The organism is Ensifer sp. GW821-FHT05G01 (genome assembly GCF_059419585.1).
Genome location: NZ_JBWKSC010000017.1, coordinates 88104 through 99953 on the forward strand (window position 1 = coordinate 88104; position 11850 = coordinate 99953).

Annotated in this window: 9 protein-coding genes; 8 read left to right on the top strand and 1 reads right to left on the bottom strand. The window is 62.8% G+C overall.

Annotated features, from left to right (window positions below):
• Nucleotides 1–121: 121 nt before the first annotated feature.
• The 8 genes from AC07UR_RS31225 to AC07UR_RS31260 all read left to right on the top strand — a co-directional run bounded on the left by AC07UR_RS31225 (nt 122) and on the right by AC07UR_RS31260 (nt 10713).
• Nucleotides 122–1078: a FecR family protein gene (locus AC07UR_RS31225; protein WP_209792654.1), complete on the top strand. Its 957-nt coding sequence runs from the start codon at nt 122–124 to the stop codon at nt 1076–1078.
• A gap of 210 nt (nt 1079–1288) precedes the next feature.
• Nucleotides 1289–3721: a TonB-dependent siderophore receptor gene (locus tag AC07UR_RS31230; protein WP_209792652.1), complete on the top strand. Its 2433-nt coding sequence runs from the start codon at nt 1289–1291 to the stop codon at nt 3719–3721.
• Nucleotides 3722–3767: 46 nt separating this feature from the next.
• Nucleotides 3768–4808, top strand: a complete 1041-nt coding sequence (locus AC07UR_RS31235; RefSeq protein WP_209792650.1) for an iron-siderophore ABC transporter substrate-binding protein — start codon at nt 3768–3770, stop codon at nt 4806–4808.
• Nucleotides 4808–5572: a siderophore-interacting protein gene (locus tag AC07UR_RS31240; RefSeq protein ID WP_209792648.1), complete on the top strand. Its 765-nt coding sequence runs from the start codon at nt 4808–4810 to the stop codon at nt 5570–5572. The genes AC07UR_RS31235 and AC07UR_RS31240 overlap by 1 nt, the downstream gene beginning before the upstream one ends.
• Nucleotides 5569–6630, top strand: coding sequence for an iron chelate uptake ABC transporter family permease subunit (locus tag AC07UR_RS31245; protein ID WP_234942049.1), 1062 nt, complete (start codon nt 5569–5571; stop codon nt 6628–6630). Before AC07UR_RS31240 ends, AC07UR_RS31245 begins: the two co-directional genes overlap by 4 nt.
• 95 nt (nt 6631–6725) lie before the next feature.
• Entirely contained in the window at nt 6726–7688 is a 963-nt protein-coding gene (locus tag AC07UR_RS31250) for a FecCD family ABC transporter permease (RefSeq protein ID WP_209792646.1), read from the top strand.
• Entirely contained in the window at nt 7685–8479 is a 795-nt protein-coding gene (locus AC07UR_RS31255) for an ABC transporter ATP-binding protein (protein ID WP_209792644.1), read from the top strand. Before AC07UR_RS31250 ends, AC07UR_RS31255 begins: the two co-directional genes overlap by 4 nt.
• 452 nt (nt 8480–8931) lie before the next feature.
• Nucleotides 8932–10713: an adenylate/guanylate cyclase domain-containing protein gene (locus tag AC07UR_RS31260; protein WP_494700354.1), complete on the top strand. Its 1782-nt coding sequence runs from the start codon at nt 8932–8934 to the stop codon at nt 10711–10713.
• A gap of 425 nt (nt 10714–11138) precedes the next feature.
• On the opposite strand, the gene AC07UR_RS31265 is transcribed toward AC07UR_RS31260, so the two are convergent.
• The gene (locus tag AC07UR_RS31265) at nt 11139–11798 is read right to left on the bottom strand and encodes an invasion associated locus B family protein (RefSeq protein WP_209792642.1); all 660 of its coding nucleotides are present in this window, start codon (nt 11796–11798) and stop codon (nt 11139–11141) included.
• Nucleotides 11799–11850: the final 52 nt, after the last annotated feature.

Genomic DNA, 11850 nt, shown 5'->3' on the forward strand with positions numbered 1-11850 from the left:
GGCGGATGCAAATGAAACGAGGGGTGAGGTACTCACACGCGAAATCCGTCTATATAGCGACCGTTGATAGCAGGAAACTTCATCGTGGCGTTCCTGTCCATGCAAAGAGCCGGTGTTGGTGATGGCAGAAGCCAGGGATCCCTCGAAAGAACAACCGAAAGACGAGGCGCTCGCCTGGTTCGTCCGCCTGACCTCCGGTGAGGCGACGGCCGCCGAACGATCGGCGCATGCGACATGGATGGCTGCGTCACCGTCGCACCGCAAGGAGTATGAGAAGCTTGCGGGCATCTGGTCCGATCTGGACATTGTTGGCGATCCCAGGGGGCAGCGCGGGCTGCCGATTGCCAGTCGTTCCGCAGCCTTTGGCCGCCGCAGCTTTTTGGCAGGCGGCGCTGCCATGCTCGGGGTCGCAGGCTATGTCGGGTTGAACGGATTGCCTGATTTTCTGCTGAGCGATTATGAGACAGGGACCGCGGAACTACGAGAGCTTGCACTCGCAGACGGATCAAGAGTGAGCCTTGACGCGGACACGGCGATTGCCGTGGACTTCATCGAGAGCAGGCGCTCCGTGCAGCTGTTGCGGGGCCGAGCGTTCTTCGATGTCGCGAAAGATGCGCGGCGTCCGTTCATTGTCGAGGCGGGGGCCGGTACGACAACCGCGCTTGGAACGCGTTTTGTCGTGCATCGATGGTCGGACACGGTAACCGTCTCGGTCGAGGAGAGCGCCGTTTCCGTGATGGCACCGGACCACTCTTCCGCGATCCTTCAGGTCGGTCAAAACGTCTCCTACGGCGAAACCGGTCTCGGCGACGTCGGCGATGTCGATGTTCAGAGCGAGACGGCTTGGCGGCGCGGCAAGCTTATCTTCAAGGACCGGCCGTTGCGGCAGGTTATCGCCGACGTTAATCGCTATCGCGCCGGCACCATCCGCATCGTCGACAGCGAGCTCGATAATCTTCGCGTTAGCGGGATATTCGAGATTGCCAATCCGGACGGCGTGCTCGGTGCACTTAGCGCGGCCTTGCCCGTCCGGGTCCTCCGCCTGACCGATTACCTGGTGCTTTTGCGCGCAGCCTGAAGGCTGGAGAGCAAAAAGAAATATTCCTGACAAGTATATTCAACTTCAGGGGTGAGGGGGCTCACGCCGAGATCCGTCTTTGAGACGAGTGCCCTTGAGGCCTTTGAATTATTTGCAGGAATGGAGTGACGTCGAGGTATGGCGAGAGGATCGAGGGAACGTGCCGCATGGGGTACGGGGGTCGTTGTTTCGGGGCTGGCATGCGCGCTGATGGCATCCGTTGCCATCACGCCGGCATATGCCCAACAGACGACACCGAAGAGCATACGGCCCGCCGCTGCCGGTTTCAGCATCCCCGCAGGCCCGCTTGACGCGGCGATCATGCGCTTTGGAGATGATGCCGGCCTGCAAATGCTCTATCCGGCGGACGTCGTACGTGGACTGCGCAGTGCTGGACTTTCGGGCAGCTTTACCACCGACGCCGCTCTTGCCAGGCTTCTTGCCGGCACCGGCCTGGTCTACCGCTTCACCGGGACCAACACGGTGACCATCTCGGACCCGCGTCGCACCACCTCGGGTGAAGGCGCCGTCACCCCAGACGGGGCCACGGCTCTGCAGAAGATCGAGGTAAGCGGCCTGGGCGCTGCAACCGAAGGGACCGGTTCATATACGACAGGAGAGATGGCAACCGCGGCGGGCCTGCCGTTGTCGATCAGGGAAACGCCGCAGTCGGTGACCGTTGTCACCCGGCAGTTGCTTGATGATCGACAGGCAACGACGATTGCCGATGCCCTCGGCAGCGCCACGGGTATCAGCATCCAGCGCTACGACAGTGACCGTACCGAATTCTTTGCGCGCGGTTTCGCCCTGACCGAGTTTCAGTATGACGGCGTGCTCGCCAAGACCGACGGGGTTTACGATTATGGGCTGAGCAACGCCGACATGACGATCTACGACCGGGTCGAAATCGTGAAGGGCGCCAACGGCTTGCTGCAGGGGGCAGGGAGCCCCGGCGCCGCCGTCAATCTGGTGCGCAAGAAGCCGACCGACACGTTCCAGGCCTCGCTGACAGGGACTGCCGGTTCCTGGGATACGTATCGTTCGGAGATGGACGTCTCCGGTCCGCTGAATGCTGATGGCTCCCTGCGTGGACGCTTCGCCGGCGCCTACGAAGACGGCAAGTCCTATCTGGATCACTACGAGAAACGCAAGTTCACGCTCTACGGTGTGCTCGAAGCCGACATCACAGATGATACGACACTGACCGTCGGTGCCGACTACCAGCGCAATCTTCCGCGCGGGTCGAGCTGGACGGGGCTGCCGATGTTCTACAGCGACGGCTCGCGTACCGATTGGGATGTCTCCAAGAATCCGGCCACGGAGTGGAGCCGCCGCAACACCTATGCAAACAACTATTTTGCAACGCTCGTGCACGAGTTCGACAACGGCTGGAACCTGGATGTGACGCTCAACCATCGTCGCAACGGTCATGACAGCGTGCTCGGGTCGGCCGGCGGCGGTTGGCCAGATCCGGTGACGGGTGCCGGTGTCTTCCAGTATGTCGGGCGTTACGGCGGCAATGTCGTTCAAAACACCGCCGATGTCAGGGCTTCCGGTCCGATCGAGCTGTTTGGCCGGGACCATGATCTGATGATCGGCGCCACGGCATCGCGCACTTCCGACAAAGGTCCCTGGTACGGCTATGGCGGCGTCGGTTATGACCCGAACGTGCCCAACTTCTTCGATTGGGACGGCAAGACGCAGGAGCCGGGGTTCGATCTCGTCGGCAAATATCAAACGAAGACGACCCAGTACGGCGCCTATGCCGCCATTCGCCTGAAGCCGACCGATGAGCTCTCCGTCATCGCTGGAAGCCGCATAAGCTGGTGGGACACGAACGACTATGGCACGTACGACAATGCCAGCGGAACGTGGGCAGGCGCGGCGGCCTACTCGGTCAAGGGCGAACTCACGCCCTATCTCGGCGTCGTCTATGATCTGACGGACAGCTATTCAGTTTATGCAAGCTACACGAGCATTTTCAAACCGCAAAAAAGCCAGGATGTTGCAGGTGCCTATCTCGATCCCGAAATGGGCAATAGCTACGAAGCCGGCGTGAAGGGGGCGTTCTTCGACGGTGCCTTGAACACGACCGCTGCCGTCTTTCTGACCAGGCAGGACAACGTCGGCGAACAGGCCGGGACCGATCCCGTGACGGGCGATCCCTACTACACCGCCGCCGACGGGGTGACGACGAAGGGGTTTGAACTGGAGGCGTCCGGCGAGGTGCTGCCTGGCTGGAACGTCTATGCGGGCTACACATACGCCCATGCCCGCAAGGCCGACGGCGACCGGGTCTATTCCTTCATCCAGACGAGCGCACCGGAAAACGTCGTCAAGCTCTTCACCACCTATCAGCTGCCCGGAGAGTGGGAGAAGCTGACGGTCGGCGGCGGCATCCGCTGGCAGGACGAGATCTATGGCAAGGTGTGGAGCCCGGCCTCGGAATACGCTGTTCTCAGCCAGAAGAACGTCTTCCTGGTGGATCTGATGGCCCGGTACAGCTTCAACGAGAAGGTCGATCTCACCTTCAATGCGAAGAACCTCCTGAACGAGAAGTACTATGCGGGCTTCGGTAATTTCGACACCGGGTTCTACGGTGAGCCGCGCAGCTTCAGCGTTTCCACGAAGTTCAAGTTCTAAAGGTGGCGTCGGCGCAAGGCGTGCCGGCCGCAACGGGAGGGCGACGTTGACGGCAACACGGCTGACATCGGCAATCGGTGACGCGACAGGCGGTTTCTTGTCGCGTCGCGCCGTGCTTGCCGGAGGCTTCGCGTCATTGCTGGCCTCAAGGGCGGGTGCGTCCATGGGGCAAACGCCAAGCTTTCCCGTAACTGTCGAACATGCGCTCGGCGCGACAGTCGTGCCGGCGGCGCCGAAGCGCATAGTCACCGTCGGCTGGTGCGACGAGGACAGCGTGCTTGCTTTCGGTGAAACGCCGATCGCCATGGTTCGTCGCGGCATGTTCGAAAGCGGCATCGCCCCCTGGTGCGAAGAAAGGCTCGGGTCCGTTCGGCCGCACCTGCTCGACGGCGGGCAGGCCGATTACGAAACGATCCTCGGCCTGGCGCCCGATCTGATCGTCAACGTCTTTTCAGACATGGCTGCTCGCAGCTACGAGCGGCTTTCGACGATCGCTCCGACGATCGGCTACGCGAGCGGACCGTGGCGGGCCGATTGGCGCGAGCAGACACGGCAGATCGGCAAGGCCCTGGGCCGACCGGCGGAGGCCGAAGTACTTATCGATCGGACGAAATCGTTCCTGGCTCGGCTTGCCCGGCAAAATGAGAGCCTGATTGGGCGCAGCTTTACCTTCGGCACCTATTTCCCGGGCTCCGGTTCAATGGTCGTCTATTTGCCCGGCGAGACGCGGGTCGACTGGCTGGTCGACCTCGGCATGCGCATCGCCCCCGGCGTAGAACGGCTTTCCCGGCAAAACCCGGGCAGAAGTTCTCTCGACATCAGCCTTGAGCAACTCGACACGGTCGAAAGCGATGTCCTGATCATGTGGTACGAAGGCGATGCCAGAGGTTCGATGGAGAACCAGCCGCTGTTCCGGCTGTTTCGACCCGTCACAGCGGGCGCCTATGTGGTGCTTGAAGATCCGGTTTCCGTCTGGTCGGCCTCCTGGCCGAGTGTTCTCGCCATCCCTTACGGATTTCCAGGTCTGGTGCCGCGACTGGCCCAGGCGATCGAATTGGCTGACAGCCGCGCCGGCAAGGAGCCCTGATGTATCACGAAGACTATTTCTTCTCCCGCGTTCGCACGGCCGAACGTTTGACCCCCTCGATGATCCGGGTGGTTCTCGACGTGGACGGGGCAGAGCGACTGGTGGAGACCGGGCATGCGGACGAGTGGATCCGGTTGGCCTTCGCCCCGGATGACGACACGCCGGTGACGCTCCCTGTCTTTGCCAATGGAAAGTGGGGGAGACCGGATGGCTCCAAGCCCTGCCCGAACCGGCCCTATACCATCCGGGGCTGGGATCCTGCCCACGGCGAAATGGTCGTCGATCTCGTCGTGCATGACGGCGGTGTCGGCGCGAGCTGGGCGCTCTCGGCAAAACCGGGCGATGTGGTCGGTCTCTGCAATCCGGAAGGCCGCTATCGCCTTCCATCCGACGCCCAATGGATCGTGCTGCTTTCTGACATCACCGGCCTGCCGGCGGCGGCGCGGATCCTTGAGGAACTTCCCGAAGGTATCGCGGCGAAGGTGCATGTCGAACTGCCCGACATGGCCGACCGCCAGGAGTTGACGTCCAAGGCAGATATCAGCGTTTCCTGGTACGACAGTTTCGGCAAGCACGGCCGTGCCAGCGGGTTGGAGCAGATTGCGCGCGGCATCCCGTTGCCGGATGGCCCCGGCTATATCTGGATCGCCGGCGAAGCGACGTCCGTCAGCGAAAGCCGCATGCATTTTCGCGATGCGCTCGGCTTCGACAAACAACGGATCACCGCAGTCGGCTACTGGATCCTCGGACAGGCACGGGTATGAGCATGGGCGTGACGCTCGGCGTCCCGGCAACAACGCGTGCCCAACGGGTGGTGCGATCGCGCGGCAGGAGCAAGGTACTTGCCCTCCTTGCCGGCACGGTCCTGTTGATCGTGGCGATGGTCGCGAGCCTGCTCGTCGGCGTCAGGACCATCGCGCCCGAGATTGCGCTTCAAGCGTTCCTTGGGTTTGATCCGACATCGGTCGAGCACGTGATCATCCGTGACTACCGCTTGCCGCGCACGCTGCTTGGCCTGCTTGCAGGCAGTGCCTTCGGTGTCTCCGGCGCGCTGATCCAGGCGGCCACACGCAATCCTCTTGCCGACCCCGGCATCCTCGGCGTCAACGCCGGTGCCGCCTTTTTCGTGATCGTGGCCGTCGGGCTTCTCGGCCTCAGGACTATCGACGCCTATCTCGGCTTTGCCATGCTGGGTGCCGTTGCCGCGACGGCGGTTGTCTATGCTGTCGGCGCCTCGGGGCGAGATGGTGCGACGCCGATGCGGCTCGTTCTGGCGGGGGTCGCGCTTTCCGCGGTCCTGTCAGGCATTGGCTCTTCGATCACGCTTCTGAACCCGCAAGCCTTCGACCAGATGCGTCACTGGTCGATCGGTTCGATCGCCGGCCGGGACATGCATATTGTCGCGACAGTCGCTCCGGTGATCGCTACCGGGCATTTGCTGGCGCTTGTTCTTGCGCGACCGTTGAATGCGGTTGCGCTTGGCGACGAGTTGGCGAGCACCCTCGGTGCCGGCCTCGGTCTCACCAGGGTCGGGGTGGCAATAGCCGTCACGCTTCTGGCCGGTGGCGCGACGGCGGCGGCCGGTCCGGTCGGCTTCCTCGGATTGATGGTTCCGCATGCTATATGCTGGTTCAGCGGGCCGGACCAACGCTGGATCGTGATCCTGACGGCTGTGTTTTCAGCGATCCTGATCCTGGTTGCCGACGTTGCCGGTCGCCTGCTGATCGCGCCCGACGAACTGGAGGCCGGAATCTTGACGGCCCTGATCGGTGCACCTGTTTTGATCCTGCTTGCGCGCCGCCGAAAGGCGACCGGCCTGTGAGCGGGCCGCCGGGAAATCCAGCCACTGGACAGGTCGTCAGACCCGTTCGCTGCTTGAGCGAGCAGGTCTCATTTCGCCTGAATTTGCGTGCGGCCATGCTGTTTGCGGTACTGGTAGGGCTCGCGCTGGTGTTGATGCTTGTGTCGCTGTCGAGCGGAAGACTGCCTGTGGCCGCTACCGATATCTGGGCGGCGCTGGTGGGCGGGGCTTCGCCGAACGTGCGAATGGTCGTGGTGGAATGGCGTCTGCCGCGCGTGCTGCTGGCCTTGCTGCTGGGCATGGCTCTCGGCCTCAGCGGCGCCATCTTTCAGTCGCTCACACGCAATCCGCTGGGCAGCCCTGACGTCATCGGTTTTTCCACCGGCTCCTATTCCGGTGCGCTCGTCGCGATGCTGATCCTTGGCGGCGGGCCGCAGGAGATGGGGGTTGGTGCGGTCATCGGCGGCTTGGCGACGGCCATGATTGTCTATGCGTTTGCCTGGAAGAATGGCATCCAGGGCTTCCGACTGATCATCGTTGGGATCGGTGTTTCCGCGATGCTCGGCGCTTTCAATCTCTGGCTGATGCGCCAGGCAGACTTGCCGGCAGCACTTGCTGCGGCGATTTGGGGGGCGGGGACTTTGAACGGCCTCGGTCAATCCGATGTCAACCTCGTCGCAGCCGTTCTCCTTGCGTTAATGCCCCTTACCATTGCTCTGGCCCGCCCAATGCGGCAGCTCGAACTTGGCGACGATCTCGCCGTTTCCACCGGTGTTTCCGCCGGCGTCACACGCCTTGCCCTCCTGTTGCTGGGCGTGGCCCTGATGGCAACCGTCACCGCAGTTTCGGGGCCGATAGCCTTCGCTGCACTCGCCGCGCCCCAGATCGCCCGACGGCTGGCGCATGCGCCCGGTGTTCCGCTGGCATCGTCTGCGCTTGTGGGCGGGCTCATGCTGCTTGCGGCCGACTGGCTGGCTCAACATGCGTTTGCATCCCCGCTGCCGGTCGGCACCATGACGGTCAGCATCGGCGGGCTTTACTTTGTCGGGCTTTTGCTGCGGGAGATCAGAAGGTCATGAGCAATAATCCTCGGCTTCACGCAAGGGCCGTCACGCTGGCATACGAACGGCGGATCATCTCCGCCGACCTTTCGGTCGGCATACCCGATGGCTCGTTCACGGTGATCGTTGGCCCCAATGCCAGTGGCAAGTCCACTTTGCTGCGGGCACTGGCGCGCCTTCTGTCGCCCAGTTCGGGGCAGATCGTCCTTGATGGCAAGGAGATCGGCAAATACGCAGCAAAGGCCGTGGCGAGCAGGATCGGACTGTTGCCGCAATCATCAGTGGCGCCGGAGGGGATTTCGGTTTTCGATCTGGTGTCGCGGGGGCGTTATCCACATCAGTCCTTTCTGAGGCAATGGTCGAAGGCGGATGAAGCGGCCGTATGGGAGGCTATGGAGCTGACAGGAGTCGCCGATCTCGCAGATCGACCGGTGGACGAACTCTCCGGCGGTCAGCGTCAACGTGTCTGGATCGGCGTGGTGTTGGCGCAGGAAACGCCGATCCTTTTGTTGGATGAGCCGACAACCTTCCTCGATATCGCCCACCAGATCGAACTGCTGGATCTCTGCCAGCATCTCAGCCGTCACCGTGGCCGAACGTTGGTGGCGGTGCTTCACGACCTCAATCACGCCTGCCGTTACGCCACCCATATGATAGCGATGCGCGATGGCGCCATCGTCGCCGAGGGTGAGCCGGCCAAGATCATAACCCCAAAGCTGGTGGAGGACGTCTTCGGGCTCTCATGCATGATTATTGACGACCCGGTTTCCGCAACGCCCTTGATCGTGCCACGACCAAAGCTACGCTGACGACAGCGACCGGAGTTTGGTCGAAAACGTCCGCATCAGACGGCCCAGAGGCGGCTACCCTATGGATCAGCGCCTTCGAGGCGGCCTGCAACGGTTCTGCCGAGCGTTAGGATGCCTGGGCCGGACCTTACCTGCCGGCTCTCCGGCCATCTTGACACTGCCTGCCCGTTGCCGAGGGGCTGTGCGCCGGGCAGGCGTTGCCGGAGCCCGCGCCCAATGTGCGGCTCAAGACCGGCGCGGAGGACGCAAACTTGCCGCAGGGTGGGTGGGCTTGCAAATCCGGGGGACTCGATGACATTGAGTGCATGAGCACCTCCGAACCATCAACAAATGCGGCCCGGCGCAGTACTGACCGGCGCCGGATCCCGATCGCCGCGCTCATGGCGTTGAGCTTCGGCGCGCTGGTGTTTGTGTCTGTGGGGGGCGTTCTGGCGTTGTCGGTAGGCGCTAACGTGCGCAATACCTTGGATCTGCTCGGCGCTCAGTCGACGCTTCTGGTCGATGCAATGGAAGACCTTCTGCGCGCCGAAATGGGACGCGCAGAGAATGCGGTGGCCGGCGTCGCGCAGCTTTACGCGCAGAGCGATTTTGAGATCGACGATGCGAAAATGTCGGCAGCCCTTGCCGGTGCGCTCTCGGCGACGCCCGGCGCAAATGCGATGCTGGTGTGCACCGCCGACTTGAAATGCAGAGGTGCTGCCCGTGGCGGGCGCGACTTTCCCGCCAATGAGATCCGGCATCTTCCGGCTGCTCCCGAGAAATCTCCTCAGGTCCGCGCTGCCCTTGAAGGCCGGCGTCAGCTCGATGGGCGTCAGTGGGGCGCATTCGTGGCCAACGAGTACGGCCTGTTCGCCAATGTCTCGACCCCGCTTCAGCGTGATGGAGAAACACGAGGCTGGGTGATCGCCGCCGTGGAGCTGCGCAAGCTGTCGGAAATCACCCGAGAATTGTCGTCGCGCTTCGGTACACATGCCTTCATCCTGGATGGCGACGGAACCGTCCTGGCAGACCCTCGCCTAGCCGATCCAAATTCGGTCACGCGGCCGCTGACGCCACTTGTCGCATTCGGCGACCCGGTGCTTGCGCGCTACGGCGAGCGGACGACGGAGACGGAATTCAGCGCCAAGCGCGGCCGCGATATCGAGGTCGCCGAGATCAGCATCGACGATCAAGCTGCGTCTGCCTCACTGTCGGGAGCGGACAGCTACATCGCTATCACGCGCAGGATCGCTGGTTACGGTGAACGGCCATGGACCATCGGGGCGTATTTCGAGGCCGGACAGATAGGCGACGAGATCGAACGTGTCATGGGGTCGGCGCTGCTGGGCCTTGGCGCCATGGCCGCAGCGGTCGTGGTTGCCGTCCTGTTGGGGCGGCGTCTATCTCGTCCTATACAAGCGATCGCCGGCCAGGCGTCGCGCGTTGCCAACTTCGAACTTGACGATGTAACGCCGCTGCCGCGCAGCAGGGTTCTGGAACTGGATGAGCAGGCCTCTGCCTTCAATGCGATGCTTGTGGGTCTTCGCGCGTTTTCCACCTACGTGCCGCGCTCTCTTGTTTCCAAGCTGGTGCGCAGCGGACAGATGGGGATTGCCGAACCGCGCGAAGCAGTCGTCACCGTCATGTTCACCGACATCGCCGGCTTCACGACGTTGTCGGAGCAGATGGATGCCGCCGCTGCAGGGCGGCTCCTCAACCACCATTTTGCCATTCTTTGCCGCGCGGTCGATGCGAACGGCGGCGCCGTCGACAAGTTTCTCGGCGACGGCATGCTGGCATTTTTCGGCGCCCCGGATCATCTGGAGGATCATGCCGCTGCCGCAGTCCGTGCGGCCGCAATCATCCGCGAAGAACTGGAGAACGACAATATCAAGGGAGCGGCGGAAGGTCGGCCACCGCTTCGAGTGCGCATCGGCATCCACACCGGCCTTGTCATTGTCGGCAATATCGGCGCGTCCGACCGGGTCAATTACACGATCGTGGGCGATACGGTGAACATCAGCCAGCGGCTCCTGGAAGTGGGCAAGATGGCGATGCCGGATGCACCCGCCTGCATTGCCCTTTCCAGAGAGACCGCCTCAAGGCTCGACGACAGCTTTTCTACGATCCCGATGGGCGAGCATTGGCTGCGCGGACGTGGTGAGGCGACCGAGGTTGTCCAACTTGGCAAAGTTGCGTCGCTTGCGCCGATTAACCGAGATCTTACTTCTGCGGAATCTCCGACGGTTCAGTAGCGGTTGGCCTGGCGTCACTTGCTGGCAACGAGGCACCGACGCGCTGATCGCGTAGCCAATCGTGTGCTGGATTTCAGGCCCGCGCCGGGCGTTAAGCCCACCGAACGAGACGGAAATCAGTGGCGTGAGTGACCGATGTACAGTGAGCGTCCGGTGACCCCGCCTTTGAGACTTTCAGCGAACACCTGAAGCTATGACGCCAATTGCGTCATTGGAGACGTTCAAGAAGAACTCGAGCCAAGCTTCCCAAGTGCCGTATTCGCAGGACTTCCCGCGGCACCCCGCAATAGTCGGCCCGGCGCGGGAACACCAAGCCTCCTCGCTTCCGAAGCGACACCCGAGATCACCGATTGCGGAACGAAATCTCGAGGAGATCACTTGCCACACGCATACGGGCCACACGCATGTTACGGGTTCGGCCTATCCTAGCGCGCCAGCGTCGCCACGCGGTCAAGCGCAGTACCGAAACCTTGCAAGGAGATCGAGAGCGGAGCCGCTGCCCCGCCAACAGCGACGGCCTTGACCCTAAGCGCCGCGCCGGCGCGCAGCGCGACCAGCGTTGGGGTGTCAAAGGTCACTGAAACGAGGCATCCGACCGGGAGGCAAGTGTGGAAGTGCACGGGCTGCATCGCCGGCTTGTCGTCGATCTGGAAGGTGACGCCGGGCTCGAGCGCCAGACCGAACGGCAGGACCAGCGTGCCCGACACAGAGTTTGCCGACGGTGCATTCAGTTCGATCGCCAGCAGGCGTTGTCCGTTCTGCTGCGCCTGGACCTGCGACAGCACGCAGCGCTTTGCGCTCGTATCCTGTACGCAGGCCACACTCCAGTCCTGATAGGTCTCGTTCAGCGACGATGCCCCTCCCGGCAAGGACGATGCTGCTTTACCGCCAGCGGTTCGGCTCTCAGTCTGCGCCTGAGCCAGCTGGAAACGCTGTGGAGCCGGGTCGTCGTGGCCGGCGGTAACGGGTGCTGCACCGCTCGGCGTCGAAGACGCGAGCTCCGGCACGAGATACAGCGCCACGCCCACGGCAATCGCGAGCGATGTGGAAGTGAGCCCAAGGTGGCGAATGCTGTTGCGCGTCATGCAAGCGCCTTTCGCTCGGTCGTGCGCTGCGGGCGATGCTTGTCTTTGGTCA

Coding starts and splice junctions, on each gene's coding strand:
- AC07UR_RS31240 (WP_209792648.1), top strand. CDS start 4,808: ATGTATCACGAAGACTATTTCTTCTCCCGCGTTCGCACGGCCGAACGT.
- AC07UR_RS31225 (WP_209792654.1), top strand. CDS start 122: ATGGCAGAAGCCAGGGATCCCTCGAAAGAACAACCGAAAGACGAGGCG.
- AC07UR_RS31230 (WP_209792652.1), top strand. CDS start 1,289: ATGGCATCCGTTGCCATCACGCCGGCATATGCCCAACAGACGACACCG.
- AC07UR_RS31245 (WP_234942049.1), top strand. CDS start 5,569: ATGAGCATGGGCGTGACGCTCGGCGTCCCGGCAACAACGCGTGCCCAA.
- AC07UR_RS31250 (WP_209792646.1), top strand. CDS start 6,726: ATGCTGTTTGCGGTACTGGTAGGGCTCGCGCTGGTGTTGATGCTTGTG.
- AC07UR_RS31255 (WP_209792644.1), top strand. CDS start 7,685: ATGAGCAATAATCCTCGGCTTCACGCAAGGGCCGTCACGCTGGCATAC.
- AC07UR_RS31265 (WP_209792642.1), bottom strand. CDS start 11,798: ATGACGCGCAACAGCATTCGCCACCTTGGGCTCACTTCCACATCGCTC.